The organism is Gemmobacter sp. LW-1 (genome assembly GCF_001303875.1).
GTDB classification, from domain to species: Bacteria; Pseudomonadota; Alphaproteobacteria; order Rhodobacterales; family Rhodobacteraceae; genus Gemmobacter; species Gemmobacter caeni.
The window spans coordinates 50,280-69,860 of the sequence record NZ_LJSC01000037.1; the positions used below are offsets into that span (position 1 = coordinate 50,280).

The following is a 19,581-nucleotide window of genomic DNA, read 5'->3' on the forward strand; positions in this document are numbered from 1 at the left end:
CCTTTGCCGGGGGTTCGATGCCCCCGGCAAAGGCCCCCGGTTTCAGATCACCGTCACCACAGCCTGAGGCAGGCCATCTATCTGCACCACACAGGTTTCGCCCCGCGCAATCGCGCCAACCCCGGCAGGTGTGCCGGTCATGATGAGATCGCCCGGCTCCAGCCGAACCAGCCCCGACAGGTGCGCAATGACATCCGCGACCGGCCAGATCATGTCCGCCAGCGCTGCCTCCTGCCGCACGCCCCCCGCAACAAGGCAGCGAATCGCGCCCTCCGGCACCGCCTGCCCCGGCACAATGGTGCCGACCACCGCCGAGGCATCAAAGCCCTTCGACATATCCCAGGGTCGCCGCGCCGCCTTGGCCGCGGCCTGCATGTCGCGGCGCGTCAGGTCATTGCCTGCCGCATAGCCGAACACATGATCGAGCGCCTGCGCCATGGCAATCCCCGCACCACCCTTGCGAATGGCAACCACCAGTTCCGCCTCGTGGTGCAGATCCGCCGTCGCGGGCGGATAAGCGATCTGCATCCCGTCCTGCACCAGCGCGTCGGCAGGCTTGGTAAAGAAGAACGGCGGTTCGCGGTCCGGGTCATGCCCCATTTCGCGCGCGTGTTCGGCATAGTTGCGCCCGACGCAGAAGATGCGGCGCACGGGGAAACGCGCAGCCATACCCTGAACGGGCAGGCTGGGCACAGGCGCGGGCGGGAAGACGTAGTCCATGAAACAAAACCTCCGGGTCAGGTGTCAAACCTGCCCGGAGGCGATCCGATCCGCAAGATCAGCCGCGGCCTTACGGCCCGAGGGTGAAGCACTGCGTGCCGCGCGCCTGAAGCCGAAGACAGGCAAGCTCCGCCTGTTTCTGGCTCAGGCCCATGAAATTGGCGTCAAAGCCTGTGGGTTTCTGCACGATCTTGCGCAGCCCCTCGTTCAGCGTGGCGCCCTCCGACAGCATGGTCTGCATCAGGGCGCGTTCTGCCGCGCCCCGGCTGGCAAAGCGACCGATGTTCACACCCCAGTGCCGCCCGCCCGAAGTCGAGATGCGGGTCACCACCTCGGTCGGTGTCGGCGTCACACGTGCGCTGGCCACCTGCTCTGCCGCTTCGCCCGCCATGGGCGTGGCGGTGTGAATCACGGTCGGCACATGCGCGGGCTTCGCCTTTGGCGCGGCCGCCTGCGGCACGGCAACCGCCGCCGCCAGAGTCATCACGCTGCCATCGGTGATTTCCGGCAGGCCGGTATCAGCCTCGGCAATGGCGACCTCCGTGGTTTCCGCCCCGGCCGCAGCCAGCGCATCGGCAATGCTGTCCTGCATGGCGGCCACGGCCACTTCGGCAGCGATCCGTTCCGCCACCGCATCCACTGCAGCCTCGACCGCCGGATCGGGCCGGGCCTCCGGCAGCGTTTCAACCTGTGCCACCATCGCGACCGGCGCAGCCCCCGGACGGGCCCGCGGCACCGGCGATTTCGCCAGCGTCGTGCTGACACGCACGGTCTTCGCCCCGACAACCCTTCCGCCCGAGGCATCGGCCACCAGCATATCCTCTGCCGGGGCCGCCGGCGCTTCGGGCTGCTGGTAGACCGGCGGCGCCGGCGGTTGCACCTTGGCCCCCGGACGCGCCTTGGCAAAGCCAAGGTCCAGCAGTTCCGACATCTTGGCATTACGCTGCGCAGTCGAAGTGCCGCCGAACACGGTTGCGATGATCCGCACGCCATTGCGCTCCGCCGAAGCGGTCAGGTTGAACCCTGCCGCATTGGTGAAGCCGGTCTTGATGCCATCGGCCCCCTTGTAGCTGTCAAGGAACCTGCGGTTGGTCGACAGCACGTCCCGCACACCAGCATCCGTCTCGCGCCGCGAGAAAATGTTGTAATATTGCGGGAAATCGTAGAACAGCCGCCGCCCCAGCACCGACATGTCATGTGCGGTCGACAAGTGACCCGACCGCGTCAGGCCGTTGGCGTTCTGGAAAGTGGTGTTGGTCATGCCGATCGCCTTGGCGGTGCGGTTCATCCGCTTGGCGAAATTCGCCTCCGATCCGCCGACCGCCTCGCCAATGGCCGTAGCCGCGTCATTGGCCGATTTGATGGCGGCGGCGCGAATCAGATGGCGCAGCGCGATCTTCTGCCCCGGCTTCAGGCCAAGGCGCGAGGGCGGCTCGTTCGCCGCATGTTTCGAGATGGTGACCATGCTGTCGAGGCTGATTTCGCCGCGCTCTACCGCCTCGAAGGCGATGTACAGCGTCATCATCTTGGTCAGCGAAGCCGGATGCAGCCGCGTATCCGCGTTGGTCTGGTAAAGAGTTTCGCCGGTGCGCGCATCCATCACATAGGCGGCGTAGGGCGCCGCGCCAGACGGCGTCGGTCGGGTTGCGGAACAGGCCGCGACCACAATGAAAACCGCCATCAGGGTGAAGTTGCGAACGAACTGCCCAAGTCGTGAAGCCACGTCCCTGCCCCTCGCCTTATTGTTATCTGCCTCGGTATCGTCTGCCCCGTGTAGTCCGGGGCTTTTGACGAAGGCTAACACAGGGTATCGGCGCCGGAAACCCCGGAAATTCAACCACTTTTGCGGCGTTGTTCAGAAGCCATAGCGATATGTGGTGGGGGCCATGGAACGCCACCACCACATTATGACGAAAGCTGATCCAGGAGCCCCGGCAGTGCCGAAAGATCGGACAATTCGCGAAAACGCGCGTGGCCGGTCGGCGGATCGGCGCGCTCCAGCGCCCAGGTCAGGCCGTGGGGCACATGCACCCCCCAGCCGCCGGTTTCGATCACCGGCAGAACGTCGGATTTCAGCGAGTTTCCAACCATCATCGCCGCCTCGGGGCGCACGCCATGGCGGGCAAACAGCCGCGTATAGACCGATGCCGTCTTGTCCGACACGATCTCCACCGCGTCGAACAGATCCCCCAGCCCTGACTGCGCCAGCTTGCGCTCCTGATCCATCAGATCCCCCTTGGTGATCAGCATGACGCGGAACCCTGCCCCGGCCGCTGCCGTCACCGCCTCGCGCGCATGGGGCAGAAGCTCGATCGGATGGGACAGCATCTCGCGCCCCGCCGCGATCAGCTCGGCAATGACGGAGGCGGGCACCCGGCCCTCGGTCACCTCGATGGCGGTTTCGATCATCGAAAGCGTGAAGCCTTTCACCCCGAAACCATACTGGCCGACATTGCGCCGCTCTGCCGCCAGCAGCCGTTCGTGCAGATGATCGGCGGCGGCGTGATCCGCCAGCAAGGACTCGAACCTGTCCTGCGTCAGCCGGAAGAAGGTCTCGTTCTGCCAGAGCGTGTCGTCGGCATCGAAGCCGATAAGCGTCAGTTTTTCCATGGCCGCGAAAGTAGCGCCGGGTCACGGATTCGCCAGCCCCTTTTCGCGCCGCCGCTTTGCGCTATAATCCACCGATATCACGAATCCGCCGAACCTGCCGGAGCGACCCTTGACCCTGCGCCCCTTTTTCATGTCCGACAAAGACGACGGGCCCGGATCGGAAGCCTCGATCCTGACGAAGGCAAAGACCCGCACCCAGCGGCCACCCATGTACAAGGTGCTGCTGCTGAATGACGATTACACGCCGATGGAATTCGTGGTGCATATCCTTGAACGCTTCTTCGGCCTCAATCACGCGCAGGCGTTCGAGATCATGCTGACGGTTCACAAGAAGGGCCTCGCCGTGGTTGGCGTGTTCTCCTTCGAAGTGGCCGAAACCAAGGTCGCGCAGGTGATGGATTTCTCGCGTCGGCATCAGCATCCGCTGCAATGCACGATGGAGAAGGAATAAGAGAGGATAAGGCCCCAAGGGGCCGCCCATGCGTTCCACCCGTCTTGAGCTTGCGCTGGATACCGGCGCCATTGCCCTGCCGCCCGAGGGGCGCATCGCTGTCTTCCGCCCGCGCGCGGGCGACGACCTGTCGGCGCTGCCGAAGGCCCGCGTGCAGGTCATCACCGGCTTCCGCCCGGACCATGATCATTTCACCGGGCTGGGCCATGCCTGTGCCACCGCGCCGGAGGGCGAGTATACAGCCGCGCTGATCTGTGTGCCCCGCGCACGGGCCGAAGCTCGCGCGCTGGTTGCCACTGCCTGCGCTCATCTGCCGCCCGGGGCCCTTGTCATTCTGGACGGGCAAAAGACCGATGGCATTGACACGCTGCTGAAAGACCTGTGCGCCCGCGTGGATCTGGGCGAAGCGCTCGCCAAGGCGCATGGCAAGATCGCCGCCTTCCCTTCCGGCCCGGATCTGTCCGACTGGTCCGCCCGCCCGCAGCAGGTTGACGGCTTCACCACCCTGCCCGGCGTGTTTTCCGCCGACGGGCCGGATCGTGGCTCGATCCTGCTGGCCGGGGTGCTGCCCGCCAAATTTCCCTCGCGCGTGGTCGATCTGGGTGCTGGCTGGGGCTACCTGTCCCGCGCGATCCTTACCCGCGACGGTGTAAAGGAACTGCATCTGGTCGAGGCCGATCACACCGCGCTCGACTGCGCACGTCTGAATATCCCCGACCCGCGCGCGCATTTCCACTGGGCCGATGCACGGCTCTGGCAGGTCCCGCATCTGGCGGGCGCCGTGGTCTGCAACCCGCCCTTCCATACCGGGCGCGAGGCCGATCCCGGTCTCGGCCTCGCCTTCCTCAAGGCCGCGGCAAAGATGCTTGCCCCCGATGGCACGCTCTGGCTGGTCGCCAACCGTCATCTCCCCTATGATCCCGCCCTGCGTGCGGCGTTCCGAGAGGTGGAGGAGATCGGCGGCGACGGCGCATTCCGGCTTGTCCGCGCCTCCTATCCCAGCCGCCGCTAGGCAGAAAGGGCTCCTCCTCATGTCGCTTTCCATTCAAGGCAAGACCGCCATCGTTACCGGCGCCGCCAACGGCATCGGCCGCGCCATCGCCCGCCACTTTGTTGACAAGGGCGCCAATGTGATCTTCGCCGACATGGACGAAGCCCGGCTGGAGGCCGAGGTCGGTGACGAAGCACGGGGCGAAGGCCCGGTACGCATGTTCGCGGGCGATCTGCGGCAGAAGCTAGCCATCACCAACCTGCTGTCCGCCACCATGGATGCCTTCGAACGGGTGGACATCCTCGTGAATGCAAGCCGCCAGATCAGCCTGTCGGACCCGCTTTGCATCGACGACGACGCGGTCGAACCGATGCTGGAACAGAACCTGTTCCCCAGCCTGCGCCTGACGCAGCTGACTGCCAAGCGGATGATCCTTCAGGCCGAGCGCAATGGCGGCGGCCCGGCGGGGTCGATCATCAACATCTCGTCCATCGCCGCGCAGCATACCCGGCCCGAGCTTCTGGGCTATTCCGTCGCCTGCGCCGCGCTGGACCAGATGACTCGCTCGATGGCGGTGGCCCTTGCCCCCAAAGGTATCCGGGTGAATGCGGTCGCCTTCGGTTCGGTGATGAGCGCGAGCCTTCAGGCCGCCCTGAAAGATACCCCCGACTACCGGGAGGCGATCACCGCGGGCACGCCCATGGGCCGCATTGCCGCCGCCAGCGAACTGGCGGAAACGGTGCAGTACCTCGCCTCCGATGCCTCCGGCTTCATGACCGGGCAGGTGCTGACGGTGGATGGCGGGCGCAGCCTCGTCGATGCGGTAACGGCCCCCGCCCACTGATCCCTATTCGGGATACTGTGCCTTGCAGGCAGCGACCGAACTGCTGCTCTGCCTCGCCAGCGCATCGCGCTTCGTCCGAAGCTGCCGCAGCTTCACCGCTTCGGCATCCAGATCAATGGCTTTCGGCCGCGTGCGCGTCACGTCGATATCATCCAGACACATCTGCGGTGGTGCGGGCTTGCCCTTCTCGTCCACGCCACCCGGCCCACAGGGCCGCCAGCGCGTCACCGTCGTGACGTAGGTTTCAATGGCATAGCCACGGCGCAAATTCTCTTCGGTTTCGGTGATCAGCCGCTCCACCACGCGCTGATCGCGGGTGACCTGGCGGATGCATTGCTCTTGCGGCGTGCCACAAGCTGCCAGCAGCGGCAGCAGGATCAGCAGACGTTTCATCACGCACTCCACTCTTTGCGCCAGCCTATCAGCGCCCGCCCGCACGGGAAATCCGATTCTGGCAGCCTGCGGACGAAGTTGATAGGAAGGGGCCGACCGCAGCGGAGAGCAGCCGATGACCGAGGATTTCGAAACCCGCAAGACACGCGCGGCAGACTGGTTCCGCAGCCTGCGCGATGAGATCGTGACAGCCTTCGAGGCGCTGGAAACCCGTTTCGGCGGCGATGCGGCCGGCCGGTTCGAGGTCACCCCCACCACCCGCGACAGCGGCGGTGGCGGGTTGATGAGCGTTATGCGCGGCGGCACGGTCTTTGAAAAGGTCGGCGTCAATATCTCCACCGTCCATGGCAGCCTTGGCGCGCGCGCGCAAAAGGCCATGGCGGCGCGTGGTGTGCCCGGCATGGCGGAAGATCCGCGCTTCTGGGCCAGCGGCATCAGCCTCGTGGCCCATATGGAGAATCCCCATACCCCGGCAGTCCACATGAACACCCGGATGTTCTGGACGCCCCATGCCTGGTGGTTTGGCGGTGGTGCCGATCTGAACCCTTGCATCGAATATGCCGAAGACACCGCGCATTTCCACGCCGCCCTGCAAGCGGCCTGCGATGCGCATGACGCGGGCTATTACCCGCGCTTCAGGGCCTGGGCCGACGAGTATTTCTTCATCCCCCACCGGGGCCGGGCGCGCGGGGTCGGCGGCATCTTCTATGACGATCTGAATACCGGCGACTGGGAGGCTGATTTCGCCTTCACCCGCGCAGTGGGTGCCGCCTTCCTGCCCGCCTTCCTGCCGGTGACGGAACGCCGCCTCGGCACGCCTTCCAGCGCGGACGACCGCGAAACCCAACTCCGCCACCGCGGTCTCTATGCCGAATACAACCTCGTCTATGATCGCGGCACCAAATTCGGGCTGGAGACCGGACACAACGCCGATGCCGTTCTGATGAGCCTGCCCCCCGTCGCGAAGTGGTATTGAACATGACCGGCATTGTGGTGAAAGCGGCTTATGCGACCGTGGCGGAAGAGGACGGGCTGATCTTCGTGGGCTTCGTCGATGCGCGTGACGAAAGCTATGCGCTGTTCCGTCAGCCCAAGACCGGCGGCGCGCTCTGGTTCGAGGTGAATGACGAAGATTTCGGCGCCGAGGATGCCATCGAAACCGCCAGCCTTGGCCCGGACGGCCTGGCGCTGACCCTGCGCCCGACATCCGCCGGGCGCTTCGGCTATGCCAGCGCAGTGACGATCCGGCTGAAGAATTGCGAAGACGCTGAACCGGCGCTGAATCGCCTGCGTGGCATGGGGATTCCCGGCCTGTGAAGCAAAGGGGGCTTTCCGCCCCCTCTTGCCTGTGGCAATTCACCCCCGAGGATATTTGAGCCAAGATAAAGGGACGTTGCTTTTATCTTGGCTCAAATATCCTCGGGGGGAGGCCGAAGGCCGTTGGGGGGCAGACTTCCCCCGCGCCCCGTCAGCCGCGCAACAGACGGCCGAGGCGGGCGATGCCCTCGTCGATTTTCTCTTCCGTCGCACAAGAAAACGACAGCCGCAGCGTATTGCGGTTTGACCCGTCCGCGTGGAAAGCGCCGCCGGGCACGAAGGCCACACGCTCTTCCGCGATGGCACGAGCCAGCAGGTCGGCGCCGTCCATGCCTTCGGGCAGCGTCAGCCAGATGAACATGCCGCCTTCGGGCCGGGTGAAGCGCACGCCTTCCGGCATTTCGCGGTCCAGCGCCACCAGCATCCGGTCACGCCGTGCGCCATAGGTGGCGCGCAGTCTGGCGACATGGCTGTCAAAGAGTTCGCGTGCCACGCGATCCGTGACGATCTGGCTCATCGTCGCTGAATGCAGGTCGGCCGCCTGTTTCATCAGTACCAGCCGCGAGATTACCTCGCGCGCGCCACAGACCCAGCCCACGCGCAGACCCGGCGCCAGCGTCTTGGAGAAAGAGCCGCAATAGATCGTGCGGGTATTTTCAATCCCGCCGGAGCGCTCGATATCCAGTGCAAGGATCGGCGGGATCGGTTCGCCATCGTAGCGCAGGAACTGATAGGCGCCGTCCTCGATCACCGCGACGCCCAGCGCTGCTGCCTGATCCAGCAGTGCCTCGCGCGCGGCGCGGGTCAGCGTCTCGCCGGTCGGGTTGCAGAAATCAGCGGAAAGATAGGCGAATTTCAGAGCCCCGCCAGCCTCGCGGGCCTCGGCCTTCTGCGCCTCGGGATCGGCGTTGGAGCCGGGGTCCAGCCGCACATACCGCGGCTCATAGGCGTTGAAAGCCCCCAGCGCGCCCAGATAGGTGGGCCAGGTAACCATTGCAGTGTCACCGGGCGACAGCATCAGTTTGCCCAAGTAATCCAGCGCCTGTTGCGAGCCCGAGGTGATGAGAATGTTCTCGGCCGTGCAGGGCACGCCGATCTTGCCCATTTCGGCCGCGATCCAGTCGCGCAGCGGCTTGTAGCCTTCCGATACCGAATATTGCAGCGCGGCTGCGGCCTGACTGTCGGCCATGACATCGGCAAAGGCGCGGGCGAAGGCATCAGCCGGGAACAGGGCCGGATCGGGAATCCCGCCAGCGAAGGAAATGATGTCGGGCTGGTCCAGCAACTTCAGCAGTTCCCGGATTTCCGACGCCTTCATTCTCGTGCTGCGGGTCGCCAGCACGTCGCTCCACTGCATGTCATCCTCCCTGACGCGATTCGGGGCGGAGGGTGCGCCTGACCGGCATACAAGTCAACAAGGCTGACCTGAATTGTGATCATGTTTCAGGGCGAGACCCGCATCAGCAAGGCAACCCCCAAAAGCAGCACGCCAATACCCGCCATCTGGCGCGGTGTGACGCGCTGGCGGAAGGCGAAGCGCGCGACAGCCAGGGCAAAGACCACTTCGGCCAGCGCCAGCGTCCGCACATTGGCAGCCGAAGTCAGCGAGAAGGCGATGAACCAGAAGGCCGAGGCCAGCGCGCCCAGAAATCCCGCCGCCAGCGAAGGCAGCCACTCGCGCAGGCTGCCCGCCAGCGCCGGGCGGTCGCGCAGCGCCAGCCACAGGCCCAGCACGCCGGTCTGGATCGCCAGTGACAGCACCAGCGTTGTCAGCGAGCGCACCAGAAAGCCGCCCTCTGCCAGCGCGGTGATCCCGCCACGAAAGCCGATGGCCGCCATACCGAAAGCCAGCCCCGCCAGCAGACCCATCGCGGCGGGACCAAGGCCCGTCAGCATGGCGCGGCCCGCGCCGGGCTTCAGCGTCAGGATCAACACCCCCACCACCGCGACACCGATGGCGCCCAGCATCGGCGCGGTCAGCGGGTCGCCCAGCATCGCCCAGCCAACCAGCGCGACCAGAACGGGTTCAACCTTCAGCCAGGCGGTCGTAATGCCGAAGCCCTGGGTCCGCATCACCTGCAACATCAGCGCGGTTGCGGCGATCTGTGCCAGCGATCCCATGGCCGTAAAGCCGATGGTACGCAGGGTCAGTGCGGGCAACGGCTCGCCCGACCACATGAGCGCGAGCCACAGGAACAGCGCGGCAAAGGGCAGGCCGAACAGGAAGCGGACATTGGTCGCGCCCAGAGTGCCCAGACGCGCGGTCAGCCCCGACTGCGCGGCATTGCGCCCGGTCTGTGCCAGCGCCGCCGCCAGACCGGCCCAGGCCCAAAGCGGCAGGGCCATCGCCTTACGCCCCGCGAACGGTGTCGATCATCAGCCGCACATTCTCGGGGTCGGCATCAGGGGTGATGCCATGACCGAGGTTGAAGATATGCGGGCCATTGCGGAAGGCCTCGACCACATGGCGGGTTTCGCGCACCAGCGCCTCGCCACCCGTCACCATATGGCCGGGGGCGAGGTTGCCCTGCACACAGCCATCGACCTGCACATGCGCGGCCCCCCATTCCGGAGTGACAGAGTTGTCCAGCGCCACGCAATCGGCGCCGGTGGCGCGGGCGAAACCGATATAGCCCTCGCCCGCCTCGCGCGGGAAAGCGATGATCGGCAGGCCGGGGTGGCGCGATTTCAGTTCTGCGATGATCCGTGCGGCGGGCTTCACCGCGAAGTCGGTGAAATCGTCGCCCTTCAGGCTGCCCGCCCAGCTGTCGAACAGCTTCACCACTTCGGCCCCGGCCTTCACCTGTTCCGACAGATAGTCGATGGTCGCTTCGGTGATCAGGTCGATCAGGCCCTGAAAGGTCGCGCGATCCGCTGCCTTCAGCGCATGGGCCGGACCCTGATCCCTGGTGCCGCGCCCGGCAATCATGTAGGTCGCCACCGTCCAGGGTGCACCGGCGAAGCCGATCAGCGTGGTTTCGCGCGGCAGGTCGCGCGACAGACGCCGCACGGTTTCATAGACCGGCGACAGCCGGTCATGGATGGCCGATACGGGTTTCAGCGCCGCAAGCTCCGCCCCCGTGGTGATGGTGGACAGGCGTGGCCCCTCGCCGGTTTCGAACCACAGATCGGCGCCCAGTGCCTGACAGATCAGCAGGATGTCGGCGAACAGGATCGCCGCGTCAAAGCCATAGCGGCGAATGGGTTGCAGCGTGACCTCGGCGGCGAGTTCCGGGTTATAGCACAGCGACAGGAAATCCCCCGCCTCAGCCCGTGTCGCACGATATTCCGGCAGATAGCGCCCGGCCTGCCGCATCATCCACACCGGCGGCACCGGCAGCACCTCGCCCCTGAGGGCCCGCAGGATCAGCTTGTCGGTCTTGGCTTCGGTCATCTCGGGCGTCCTTTCCTGTTGCCCCTGACTTGCCCGGCAGGCGGGCGAAGTCAAGCGCGGCAGGGTGCCGCCCCTTTCGGCCCGGCGAACCGTCAGACCGGGATATTGTCGATCAGCCGGACATCACCGATGGTCGCCGCCACCAGAAGCCGCGCGGGTTGCGCGACCGATGTCGCGGGCTCCAGCATCGCCGCCGTGCGCAGTTCCAGATAATCCACGTCCGAAAACCCGGCGAGCCGCAGATCAGCCACCGCCTGCGCCAGAACCGGCGCGACCTCGGCCCCGCCCCGCAGGGCCTGCGCGGTTTTCTGGAGGATACGATGCAGCGCAGGCGCCTGCGCCCGGCTCAGCGGATCAAGCCGCACATTGCGCGAGGACATGGCCAGACCGTCAGGCTCGCGGATGGTTTCACAACCCACCACTTCGACCGGGATGTTCAGATCGGCCACCAGCCGCTTGACCACCTGCAACTGCTGCCAGTCCTTCTGGCCGAAATAGGCGCGATCCGCCTGCGTCATGCCGAAAAGCTTGGTGACAACAGTCGCCACGCCCTCGAAATGGCCGGGGCGGCGTTCGCCTTCCAGCGGGGCGCTGACACCATTGACGATGACCTGCGAGGCAAAGCCCGCCGGATACACCTCATCCGGGCCGGGCGCGAACAACACGTCCACACCTTCCTCGGCCAGAAGGGCGGCGTCGGCAGCCTCGGTCCGGGGGTATTTCGCCAGATCCTCGGGGTTGTTGAACTGGGTCGGGTTCACGAAAACCGTGACGATCACCCGATCACAGCCGCGTTTCGCGGCCCGTACGAGGCTCAGATGCCCTTCATGCAGCGCACCCATGGTGGGCACCACGCCGACCTGACGCCCATCGGCCTTCCAGCCGCGCACCCGTGTCCGCAACTCGGCGACAGTCCTGAGAATTTGCATCAGCCTTGCGCCCCCTTGGCCGGCAGAACATCGGCGAAGGCGTGCTCCGGCCCCGGAAAGGCCCGGTCGCGCACTTCGGCGGCATAGGCGGCCACCGCCTCGTCGGCGGTTTCACCGAAATTGGCAAAACGCTTCACGAATTTCGGGCGGAAATCGGTGAACATGCCCAGCATGTCGTCGACCACCAGCACCTGCCCGTCACAGCGCACCCCGGCGCCGATGCCGATGGTCGGGATGGTCAGCCGCTGAGTGATGCGCGACGCCAGCCCCTCGGGCACCTTTTCCAGCACGACTGAGAAAGCACCGGCCTCCTGCACCGCCACCGCATCCGCCATGACCTTCTCGGCCTCGGCGTCGCGGCCCACCACCTTGTAGCCGCCCAGCGTGTTCACCGCCTGCGGTGTCAGCCCGATATGCGCCATCACCGGCACGCCGCGCGACGTCAGGAAGGCGATGGTTTCCGCCATGTGCTGCCCGCCCTCCAGCTTCACTGCCGGGGCGCCGGCTTCCGCGATCAGCCGCGCCGCATTGCGGAACGCCTGCTGCGGGCTTTCCTCATACGATCCGAAGGGCATGTCGATCACCGCCATGGCCTTGGTCAGGCCGCGCACCACCGCCCTGCCATGCAGGATCATCATGTCCATCGTGACGCCGATGGTCGATGGCAGGCCATGCAGCACCATGCCGAGGGAATCCCCAACCAGCGCCACATCGCAGTGACGGTCGACGATTCGCGCCATGGGCGTCGTATAGGCGGTCAGCACCACGAGGGGCGTACCCCCCTTGCGCGACTGGATGTCGGCAGGCAGTACCGGGCGCAGAGGGCTTGATGCGCTCATGTCTCTCTTGCTCTCCCTCAAGAGGAACGTTGACCCCCTGTATAGCCGCCGCCCCTGTGCCGCGCCAGCGAAACATGCCCGCCGCGCCGCAGCAGAAATCCGGCTTGACCAAGGCGCATGGCGCGGGGCCAATGACGGGGCCACCAATTGAGCAAAGACCCGTCAGAGGACACCCATGAACCACCTGTTCAAATTCGACCGCACCGACATCGCCCCCGAAACCGAGCGCCCGGACGCCGAAATCGTGCTGGCGGGCGATCCCGTCCACACGACCTGGAGTATGGAAGAGCGTGAGGACGAAGGCATCTACAGCGGCATGTGGCAGACCACGCCGGGCAAGTGGAAAGTGTCCTACGAGGAATGGGAATACGTTTATATCCACGAAGGCGTTTCGATCCTGACCGACACCGAAGGCAAGGCCACCACTCTGCGCGCAGGCGACCGCTGGCTGATCCGGCCGGGGTTCGAGGGCACCTGGGAATGCGTGGAAACCACACTGAAGGATTATGTGATCGTCATGCCGTAACAGGCGAAGGGCGGGCCGTAAGGCCCGTCCTTGTCACGGAAGGCCACTTGTTTCCGATGCGGAGGCAACGCCCACTTCGGCCGGTTGCACAAGGGATTTGAACCGCCCCGCAGGGCAGTGCCATGACATCCGCGGTTCCGGCGCCGGACCGGCGCATCTCAGGTCAGGTCTGCCGATACCGGAAACGCGTTGTGGTCCCGCAGACAGGCCGAACAAAGCACCCGCGCCTCGTCGATAAAACGAGTGTTTCGATCCGCGCCTCCGGGTTCCTGCATCCGTGGGACGATCCAGCCGACATAGGTTGCCGCCCTCAGCGCGATGAACAGGTCGATCAGCCCAAGATCCAGGGGCTTTCGGGCAAGGTAACCTGCCAGCAACGCGTCTTTGAGCGCGGGATAATCGGGTTCGCCCAGCGTCTTGAGCAGCACCGTCGCCAGATCGAACTGGCGGAAACCATAGCCCCCGTCATCGAAGTCAATCATCCGCACGACCGGACCATCGAGAAGGACATTCTCGCGCACGAGATCGGCGTGGATCAGGCCAAATTCGGGCGCGGCCGCAGACAGGCACTGCCGCGCAACTGCGCGGAAGGCATGAAAGATGGCCCGCGTCTGGTCATCCAGCGTCGGGTTTTCCCAGAACCTGCCCCAGACTGGCGCATCGCCCAGAAGCCCGTCGAAATCCCAGTGGCAGCGGCGAAAGCCCGGCGGCACCTGCCAGGCATCACAGGCCAGATGGAGCCGGGCAATCTCGGCCCCGAGCGCGCGGAAGGTTCCGGGCCGGTCGGGCAGCTCCAGCGGAATGCGGCTTTTGCCCAAGGGGGTCCCCGGAAGCCAGGTCACCACATCCGCGAACCCTTCCCCGGCCCGTTCCAGCAGGCGACCGGACCGCGAGGGCAGCGGTGCGGGCACGCTGAGCCCTGCCCTGTCCATCGCGTTCAGCCAGTCAAGCTCTGACCGGAGTTCGACTTCATCGCGGTAGCCGGGGCGCTTGATCCGCAGTGCATACCGCGCTGCCGGTGTGGTGATGCGATACACCTGGTTTTCGCGCCCGGCGACAAAGACGCAATCCGCTTCCTGCAAGCCCCAAAGTGCGAGGGTCTCGCTGACGGGATCGGTCATGCTATCACCGGCGTTTCGGTCAGCACCTCGTCCAGCGTGGTCATCAGCAGATCCAGATGTTCCGCGCCGAAGGGCATGGGCGGCCGGATTTTCAGCGTGTTCTTGTGGCGACCGAGCTTCGACAGGATGATGCCCCGCTGACGCATCTTGTTCACAACAAGATCGGCATAAGCCGCCGCCGGGGTTCTTTCCTGCCGGTCCAGCACGAATTCCGCACCAAAGACCATGCCCGACTGGCGCACATCGCCGATGACAGGATGCCTGCCCGCCAGCTCGACGAGCCTTTGCTGTGCAAGCTGGCCGATCCGCGCCGCATTGGCCTGAAGGTTACGCTCCTGCAATTCGTCCAGCACCGCCATGGCAGCCGCGCAGCTGACCGGATTTCCACCGAAAGTGTTGAAATAGCGGAAGGACTTGCGGAAACGCGCCATGATCTCGGCCGTCGTCACCAGACCCGCGACCGGATGGCCATTGCCCATCGGCTTGCCCATGGTCACCACATCGGGCGTCACCCCCTGGCGTTGATGCGCCCAGAAATGGCTGCCCGAGCGGCCAAAGCCGGATTGCACCTCGTCGCAGATCAGCAGGCCCCCGGCGCGGCGCACTGCCTCTGCCGCCGGGCGCAGCCAGCCCTCGGCCTGGGTCGGGAAACCTTCGTTCAGGAACAGCGGGCAGACGATCAGGGCTGCAAAGCCGATGCCCGACCGCTCCAGATCGTCGATCGCCTCCTGCACCTTCGCCGCGAAACGCTGCCCGTCCGGGTCGGCAATACGGTAACTGTCAGGCGCCTCGACATGGCGAAGATACTGACCAAGGCCAAAGCCCACCTCCGGCACATTGCTTTTCGACAGGTGGCTGACCAGCGTGGTGTTGCCGTGATAGGTGGCGTCGGTCGCGACGATTCCGCGCTTGCCCGTCATCGCCTCGGCCATACGCAGCGCGATATCATTCGCTTCGGACCCTGTGCAGGTCAGGATCGCTGTTTCGAGGGGGTCCTCACAGGTGGCGGTCAGCCGCTCGACATAATCGAGGATGCCTTCGTGCAGATAGCGGGTATGGGTATTCAGCGTGGCCGCCTGCTTGCAGATCGCCTCGACCACGCGCGGGTTGCAATGGCCGACATGGGGGACATTGTTATAGCAATCGAGGTATTTGCGCCCCCCGGCATCCCACATCCAGACGCCCTCGCCCCGGACGATATGTACCGGATCGTCATAGAAGGTCGAAACATTCGGCCCAAGAATGGCACGGCGGCGGGCAACAAGGTCGGTCATGGCATGGGCTTTCGCAGACGGGTTCGGGCGCGCGGGCACTGACTGGATCAGGCGCCCGCGCATGAGGTCAGACCGGGGTGGCGTTGCGCTTCCTGCGCAGGCTGGTCCAGCCGAAGATCAGCAGGGCCCCGACGGCAAGGCCGATCAGTGTGGCCGAGATGGGACGCTCGAAGAACACCATCATGTCCCCGTTCGACAGGCTCAGCGACTGTGCAAAACGCCATTCGAACAGCGGCCCCAGCACCAGCCCGATCACCATGGGGAAGGCAGGGATGTCATTGCGGATCATGATGCGCCCGACGATAGCGAAGACAATCATGATCAGCGCATCGCTGACGCGATAATTCTGCGTGTATGACCCGATCAGGGCCAGGATCATCACACAGGCCCCGATGAAGCGCGGGTTAAAGTTGGCCAGTTTCGTGATGTATTTCGTTGCGAACAGAAGGATCACAAGGATCAGAATGTTCGCAAGGAAAAGCGAGGCATAAAGGCCGCTTACGAAATCGGGATGGTCAACGAACAGCCGCGGGCCGGGAACGATGTTGTGGATCATGAAGACGGTCAGAACCATCGCCATCAGCGGGTCGGTCGGCATCCCCAGCGACAGCAGCGGGATCATCACGGTCGAAGTGCAGGCCGAGATGGAGCTTTCGGAAGCGATCAGCCCTTCCGGCGCGCCTTTCCCGAACGTCTCTGGCTTTTTCGAAAGGCGCTTCGTGATCGAATAGCTCAGGAACTGCGCCCCGAACTCGCCGACACCGGGCAGAAGGCCCATCGTCAGACCAAGGCCGACCGACCGGCCCAGAACCTTGGGATAGCGCAACGCCTCCAGCAGGCCGCGGAAACGGTTGGAATATTCCATGTTCACCGTCGGCCCCTTGCGGGAGGGCGAGGTCAGCAGGACAAAGCCCTGGCTCATGGCGAAAAGGCCGATGACGACCGGGACAAGCGGCACACCGCCCAGAAGCCAGCCCTGATCAAAGGTGTAGCGCTGCGTGCTGAACACGCTTTCCATACCCACCGTGCCAAGGAACATGCCGAAACCCAGTGACATGACCGCCCCACCAACCTGATTGTAGTGGGCAAGGATCACCGAAGCGATGGCCAGAACGGCGATGGCCACATATTCCGGCGGGCCGAAGCTGGCCGCGACACCTGCAAGATAAGGGGCCAGAAACACCAGCGCCATGACCGAACAGATACCGCCGATGAACGAGGATGAATAGGCCAGCGACAGCGCACGATGCGCCTCGCCCCGCCTGGTCATCGGATAGCCGTCATAGGTTGTCAGCACGTTGACGGGTGTGCCCGGAACCTTGATGAGGATGGCCGGAATGGCCCCGCCGCACCAGGCGCCGCCGTAACAGCCCAGCAAGAGCGTGATGCCCGCCAGCGGTTCCAGTTGCAGCGAGAAGGGCAGCAGGATTGCCATGGCACCTGCGGGTTCAAGCCCCGGAATCGCGCCGACGGCAATGCCGCAGATCGCGCCGAGAAACAGAGCCAGAATGATCTGGATGGTCAGAATATGTTCGAAGCCGGCGATGACACTGTCCACGGGGAACCTCAGAGGTAAATGGCGACGGACCGGACGAACCAGTCCGGGAAGAACGCCGGGTAAAGCGGAGCCATCGGGAACCACACGCCCATCAACACGCGGAAGACCAGCACAACAAGAACGACGAACAGCGCCGCCTTCAGCTTCCATGCCGTGCTGCGCAGCCCCGCCATCCAGATCACCACCTGCATGAAGATGAAGGACGGCAGCGCAAAGCCGCCCCAGCCGACAGCAAAAAGATAGACGATGAATGCGGCTGAATACTTCAGCGCTGGACCAAGCGCGCCAAAAGCCCAAAGCGACTTCTGCCGGAAATCGGCACCGAACCCCGCAGCGCGGCCCGCACGGACCCAGCGCAGCGCCTCGAAGCCGCCCGCCGCGACGGTGATGGACAGCGCAAAGATCGGCCAGGTGGCAGGCTCGACCCACCACCCCTTGTGCATGGGGGCCGCGCGGGTCGCGACAGGCACCAGCAACAGCAGAATGCCCGCGAGGATGACGAAGACGAGCGCGATCAGCGATTGTGCTTCAGGATGGACGAATTCGGTGTGCTCCGGGTCGTCCGGCAAGGGCACACCATGCGGCACGGGCTCGAACCCCGATGCCCCTGGATCGGTGGACATGGCATCTCCATTGCGGCCAGCGGCCGCGCAGCCTGCTTTGCGGGTGGAAAAGGCGGGGCGTTTTCACGCCCGGCAACCTCGATATCTGCCGGGCCGCGCGAAGCGCCCGGCAGCATGTCACATTATTCCTGCATTTCCTTCACCAGCGCCTCTGCCGCGCTGTAGTCGGCATCAATGCGCGCCTTGGCATCGGCAGCACCCATCCAGTAGACACCTGCCCCGGTATTCTTCGCGACATCCTGCGCCTTTTCCGAAGCCATCGCCTTCTCGGCCACCGCCGCCAGCTTGTCGATGATGTCCTGCGGCGTTCCCTTCGGCACGAAGAGACCGTTCCACAGCGTGATGTCGAGGCCCGGCACCTGTTCGGACAGCAGCTTGACATCAGGCGCCAGAGAAAGCGGCTGGTCGGTATAGGCGGCAACCACCTTGACCTGATCGAGGCAGGGCAGAACCAGCGCCATCGACGTCGCCATCACATCGACATCCCCCGATTGCAGCAGCGTGCAATCCAGCAGGTCCGCCGGTGTATCAGCCGCAAATGAGAACCCCAGCCGCTTGGCCGCGGCGAAAGTCGCCATGGTGGGCACCACGTCATAGCCGAAATGCCCCAGTTTGACCGGGTTGTCCTGCGCATAGGCGGCAAGGCTCGCCATGTCGCTGTAAGGCGCATCCCCCCGCGCGACCAGCGCGAACGGATAGGTCAGGAAGATCCCCACGGGTTCAAACGTGTCCCGGTTATACGTCGCGACCTGCTTGATGACATGCACGGTGGGCACGTCGATCACGAAAGATCCCACGGTATAGCCGTCGGGCGTGGCCTGGGCCACGAAGGTCGCCCCCTCCACCGCGCCGCCACCGGGCCGGTTGACCACCTTGGCCGGAACGCCGGTTTCGGTGGTGAATTCATCCGCGATGATGCGGGTCAGCTGGTCCTCAAGATCACCCGGCGGCCAGGGCACGACCATCGTGACGGGGCGTTCCGGGTATTCAGCCAGCGCAGGCGCCGCAAAGGCGAAGGCCGCCAGACCTGCCAGAAACAGTTTCGTGGTGTACATCGTCGTCTCCCTGTGGTTTATTATTGACACCGACGGTTCAATGCTATTGATTGAGGCCTGGTCCGTCAACGAATTTGATGCCGTCCAGATGCCCGTTTTTGACGGGAAGGGAGCTCTCCATGTCCAGCACAGTTGCCAAAGCCCTGTCATTGCTCGATTTCTTTTCAGAATCCGAACCCGAGATCGGACTCTCGGAACTTGCCCGCCGGTCCGGCGTCGATAAGGCGACCGTGCATCGGATGCTGGTGGTGATGTGCGATTACGGGTTGCTGGAAAAACGTGGCGACGCACGGCTTTACCGCCTGGGCGCGGGCGTGCTGCGTCTGGCGCGGGTGCGAGAAACGGCTTTTCCCGTTTCCTCCGTCTTCCAGCATTCCCTTGATTCGCTCTCCGCGGCCCTTGGTGAAACGGCGCATGCCTCCCTTGTTTCCGGTCGCGCCCTTGCAACCATCGGGGTCAGCGAAAGCAATCGGGGCAGCCGCGTCTCACTGGTGGCGGGGGAGATTCTGCCGCTTCACAGCACGGCGTCAGGCCTTGTGGTTCTGGCCTTCGCGCGCCCTGACTTTGTTGATCGCGCCCTGTCGGAGGCTCTGCTGGCCAAGACCTCACGAACCATCACGGACTCCAGCATTCTCAAGGCCCGCCTGCAGGAAGTGCGGCTGACCGGCTATGCCGAGGCCGACCAGACCAACGAGGATGACGTCTACGGCATTGCCGTCCCCGTCTTCGACACGGATGGAACTCCGGCGGGCGCGGTCGCCGTTGCCGTGCCCGCGCACCGCATGACCAGCGACCTGCGCCGTCAGACCATCACCGCCCTGTTTGGCGAGGCGGAGAAGCTGAACTACGGCATCGGCGGGCGTCCGTCAGCCGAGTTTCGCGCAGCCGCAGCGCGCTTTGTCCAGTCCTGACGCCCCGCAACGCAACGTGCTGTTG

At 64.9% G+C, this 19,581-nt stretch carries 21 protein-coding genes; 7 read left to right on the forward strand and 14 right to left on the reverse strand.

Features of this window, described 5'->3' with window-relative positions:
• Positions 1-42: 42 nt before the first annotated feature.
• The 3 genes from AO684_RS09075 to AO684_RS09085 all read right to left on the reverse strand — a co-directional run bounded on the left by AO684_RS09075 (position 43) and on the right by AO684_RS09085 (position 3,330).
• The gene (locus AO684_RS09075) at positions 43-720 is read right to left on the reverse strand and encodes a fumarylacetoacetate hydrolase family protein (RefSeq protein ID WP_054302432.1); all 678 of its coding nucleotides are present in this window, start codon (positions 718-720) and stop codon (positions 43-45) included.
• Between the two features lie 70 nt (positions 721-790).
• Entirely contained in the window at positions 791-2,443 is a 1,653-nt protein-coding gene (locus AO684_RS09080; RefSeq protein WP_082400851.1) for a D-alanyl-D-alanine carboxypeptidase family protein, read from the reverse strand.
• Between the two features lie 182 nt (positions 2,444-2,625).
• Complete coding sequence (locus AO684_RS09085; protein WP_054302433.1) at positions 2,626-3,330, reverse strand: HAD family hydrolase; 705 nt, start codon at positions 3,328-3,330, stop codon at positions 2,626-2,628.
• Between the two features lie 130 nt (positions 3,331-3,460).
• Between AO684_RS09085 and clpS the strand changes: the two genes are divergently transcribed.
• From clpS to AO684_RS09100, 3 genes are read left to right on the forward strand one after another with little or no spacing between them, the layout of a single operon-like run.
• The gene (clpS, locus tag AO684_RS09090; RefSeq protein WP_054302611.1) at positions 3,461-3,781 is read left to right on the forward strand and encodes an ATP-dependent Clp protease adapter ClpS; all 321 of its coding nucleotides are present in this window, start codon (positions 3,461-3,463) and stop codon (positions 3,779-3,781) included.
• A gap of 28 nt (positions 3,782-3,809) precedes the next feature.
• Positions 3,810-4,793: a class I SAM-dependent methyltransferase gene (locus AO684_RS09095; RefSeq protein ID WP_054302434.1), complete on the forward strand. Its 984-nt coding sequence runs from the start codon at positions 3,810-3,812 to the stop codon at positions 4,791-4,793.
• Positions 4,794-4,812: 19 nt separating this feature from the next.
• The gene (locus AO684_RS09100; protein ID WP_054302435.1) at positions 4,813-5,616 is read left to right on the forward strand and encodes an SDR family NAD(P)-dependent oxidoreductase; all 804 of its coding nucleotides are present in this window, start codon (positions 4,813-4,815) and stop codon (positions 5,614-5,616) included.
• A 3-nt stretch (positions 5,617-5,619) separates the two neighbouring features.
• Here AO684_RS09100 and AO684_RS09105 read toward each other — a convergent pair whose 3' ends face one another.
• On the reverse strand, positions 5,620-6,009 hold the full coding sequence (locus AO684_RS09105) for a hypothetical protein (protein WP_054302436.1): 390 nt from the start codon (positions 6,007-6,009) through the stop codon (positions 5,620-5,622).
• Positions 6,010-6,124: 115 nt separating this feature from the next.
• Between AO684_RS09105 and hemF the strand changes: the two genes are divergently transcribed.
• Together hemF and AO684_RS09115 are read left to right on the forward strand one after the other, a co-directional pair.
• Positions 6,125-6,985: an oxygen-dependent coproporphyrinogen oxidase gene (hemF, locus tag AO684_RS09110; RefSeq protein WP_054302437.1), complete on the forward strand. Its 861-nt coding sequence runs from the start codon at positions 6,125-6,127 to the stop codon at positions 6,983-6,985.
• A gap of 2 nt (positions 6,986-6,987) precedes the next feature.
• Positions 6,988-7,326, forward strand: coding sequence for a hypothetical protein (locus AO684_RS09115; protein WP_054302438.1), 339 nt, complete (start codon positions 6,988-6,990; stop codon positions 7,324-7,326).
• 151 nt (positions 7,327-7,477) lie between these two features.
• Here the strand turns inward: AO684_RS09115 and AO684_RS09120 are convergent, their stop codons facing one another.
• The 5 genes from AO684_RS09120 to panB all read right to left on the reverse strand — a co-directional run bounded on the left by AO684_RS09120 (position 7,478) and on the right by panB (position 12,488).
• Positions 7,478-8,683 carry a PLP-dependent aminotransferase family protein gene (locus AO684_RS09120; RefSeq protein WP_054302439.1) on the reverse strand — a complete coding sequence of 402 codons (1,206 nt, stop codon included), beginning with the start codon at positions 8,681-8,683 and terminating at the stop codon, positions 7,478-7,480.
• Positions 8,684-8,769: 86 nt separating this feature from the next.
• Positions 8,770-9,672, reverse strand: a complete 903-nt coding sequence (locus tag AO684_RS09125) for a DMT family transporter (protein WP_054302440.1) — start codon at positions 9,670-9,672, stop codon at positions 8,770-8,772.
• 4 nt (positions 9,673-9,676) lie between these two features.
• On the reverse strand, positions 9,677-10,720 hold the full coding sequence (gene hemE, locus AO684_RS09130) for a uroporphyrinogen decarboxylase (protein ID WP_054302441.1): 1,044 nt from the start codon (positions 10,718-10,720) through the stop codon (positions 9,677-9,679).
• Between the two features lie 92 nt (positions 10,721-10,812).
• Positions 10,813-11,652: a pantoate--beta-alanine ligase gene (panC, locus tag AO684_RS09135; protein WP_108128960.1), complete on the reverse strand. Its 840-nt coding sequence runs from the start codon at positions 11,650-11,652 to the stop codon at positions 10,813-10,815.
• The gene (gene panB, locus AO684_RS09140) at positions 11,649-12,488 is read right to left on the reverse strand and encodes a 3-methyl-2-oxobutanoate hydroxymethyltransferase (protein ID WP_054302443.1); all 840 of its coding nucleotides are present in this window, start codon (positions 12,486-12,488) and stop codon (positions 11,649-11,651) included. Before panB ends, panC begins: the two co-directional genes overlap by 4 nt.
• Before the next feature lie 175 nt (positions 12,489-12,663).
• Between panB and AO684_RS09145 the strand changes: the two genes are divergently transcribed.
• Positions 12,664-13,014 carry a cupin domain-containing protein gene (locus AO684_RS09145; RefSeq protein WP_054302444.1) on the forward strand — a complete coding sequence of 117 codons (351 nt, stop codon included), beginning with the start codon at positions 12,664-12,666 and terminating at the stop codon, positions 13,012-13,014.
• Between the two features lie 158 nt (positions 13,015-13,172).
• Here the strand turns inward: AO684_RS09145 and AO684_RS09150 are convergent, their stop codons facing one another.
• The 5 genes from AO684_RS09150 to AO684_RS09170 all read right to left on the reverse strand — a co-directional run bounded on the left by AO684_RS09150 (position 13,173) and on the right by AO684_RS09170 (position 18,645).
• Positions 13,173-14,135, reverse strand: coding sequence for a phosphotransferase enzyme family protein (locus AO684_RS09150; RefSeq protein WP_054302445.1), 963 nt, complete (start codon positions 14,133-14,135; stop codon positions 13,173-13,175).
• Positions 14,132-15,409 carry an aspartate aminotransferase family protein gene (locus tag AO684_RS09155; RefSeq protein ID WP_054302612.1) on the reverse strand — a complete coding sequence of 426 codons (1,278 nt, stop codon included), beginning with the start codon at positions 15,407-15,409 and terminating at the stop codon, positions 14,132-14,134. Before AO684_RS09155 ends, AO684_RS09150 begins: the two co-directional genes overlap by 4 nt.
• A gap of 67 nt (positions 15,410-15,476) precedes the next feature.
• Positions 15,477-16,967 carry a tripartite tricarboxylate transporter permease gene (locus AO684_RS09160; RefSeq protein ID WP_054302446.1) on the reverse strand — a complete coding sequence of 497 codons (1,491 nt, stop codon included), beginning with the start codon at positions 16,965-16,967 and terminating at the stop codon, positions 15,477-15,479.
• 8 nt (positions 16,968-16,975) lie between these two features.
• Positions 16,976-17,590, reverse strand: coding sequence for a hypothetical protein (locus tag AO684_RS09165; RefSeq protein ID WP_054302447.1), 615 nt, complete (start codon positions 17,588-17,590; stop codon positions 16,976-16,978).
• Between the two features lie 122 nt (positions 17,591-17,712).
• Positions 17,713-18,645, reverse strand: a complete 933-nt coding sequence (locus tag AO684_RS09170) for a tripartite tricarboxylate transporter substrate binding protein (RefSeq protein ID WP_054302448.1) — start codon at positions 18,643-18,645, stop codon at positions 17,713-17,715.
• 119 nt (positions 18,646-18,764) lie between these two features.
• On the opposite strand from AO684_RS09170, the gene AO684_RS09175 reads away from it, so the two are divergent.
• Entirely contained in the window at positions 18,765-19,556 is a 792-nt protein-coding gene (locus tag AO684_RS09175; RefSeq protein WP_054302449.1) for an IclR family transcriptional regulator, read from the forward strand.
• Positions 19,557-19,581: the final 25 nt, after the last annotated feature.

What these genes read in the sequence shown, in the direction of transcription:
- AO684_RS09075 (WP_054302432.1), bottom strand. Translation starts at nt 720, where the DNA reads ATGGACTACGTCTTCCCGCCCGCGCCTGTGCCCAGCCTGCCCGTTCAG.
- AO684_RS09085 (WP_054302433.1), bottom strand. Translation starts at nt 3,330, where the DNA reads ATGGAAAAACTGACGCTTATCGGCTTCGATGCCGACGACACGCTCTGG.
- clpS (WP_054302611.1), top strand. Translation starts at nt 3,461, where the DNA reads ATGTCCGACAAAGACGACGGGCCCGGATCGGAAGCCTCGATCCTGACG.
- AO684_RS09095 (WP_054302434.1), top strand. Translation starts at nt 3,810, where the DNA reads ATGCGTTCCACCCGTCTTGAGCTTGCGCTGGATACCGGCGCCATTGCC.
- AO684_RS09100 (WP_054302435.1), top strand. Translation starts at nt 4,813, where the DNA reads ATGTCGCTTTCCATTCAAGGCAAGACCGCCATCGTTACCGGCGCCGCC.
- AO684_RS09105 (WP_054302436.1), bottom strand. Translation starts at nt 6,009, where the DNA reads ATGAAACGTCTGCTGATCCTGCTGCCGCTGCTGGCAGCTTGTGGCACG.
- hemF (WP_054302437.1), top strand. Translation starts at nt 6,125, where the DNA reads ATGACCGAGGATTTCGAAACCCGCAAGACACGCGCGGCAGACTGGTTC.
- AO684_RS09115 (WP_054302438.1), top strand. Translation starts at nt 6,988, where the DNA reads ATGACCGGCATTGTGGTGAAAGCGGCTTATGCGACCGTGGCGGAAGAG.
- AO684_RS09120 (WP_054302439.1), bottom strand. Translation starts at nt 8,683, where the DNA reads ATGCAGTGGAGCGACGTGCTGGCGACCCGCAGCACGAGAATGAAGGCG.
- AO684_RS09125 (WP_054302440.1), bottom strand. Translation starts at nt 9,672, where the DNA reads ATGGCCCTGCCGCTTTGGGCCTGGGCCGGTCTGGCGGCGGCGCTGGCA.
- hemE (WP_054302441.1), bottom strand. Translation starts at nt 10,720, where the DNA reads ATGACCGAAGCCAAGACCGACAAGCTGATCCTGCGGGCCCTCAGGGGC.
- panB (WP_054302443.1), bottom strand. Translation starts at nt 12,488, where the DNA reads ATGAGCGCATCAAGCCCTCTGCGCCCGGTACTGCCTGCCGACATCCAG.
- AO684_RS09145 (WP_054302444.1), top strand. Translation starts at nt 12,664, where the DNA reads ATGAACCACCTGTTCAAATTCGACCGCACCGACATCGCCCCCGAAACC.
- AO684_RS09150 (WP_054302445.1), bottom strand. Translation starts at nt 14,135, where the DNA reads ATGACCGATCCCGTCAGCGAGACCCTCGCACTTTGGGGCTTGCAGGAA.
- AO684_RS09155 (WP_054302612.1), bottom strand. Translation starts at nt 15,409, where the DNA reads ATGACCGACCTTGTTGCCCGCCGCCGTGCCATTCTTGGGCCGAATGTT.
- AO684_RS09165 (WP_054302447.1), bottom strand. Translation starts at nt 17,590, where the DNA reads ATGTCCACCGATCCAGGGGCATCGGGGTTCGAGCCCGTGCCGCATGGT.
- AO684_RS09170 (WP_054302448.1), bottom strand. Translation starts at nt 18,645, where the DNA reads ATGTACACCACGAAACTGTTTCTGGCAGGTCTGGCGGCCTTCGCCTTT.
- AO684_RS09175 (WP_054302449.1), top strand. Translation starts at nt 18,765, where the DNA reads ATGTCCAGCACAGTTGCCAAAGCCCTGTCATTGCTCGATTTCTTTTCA.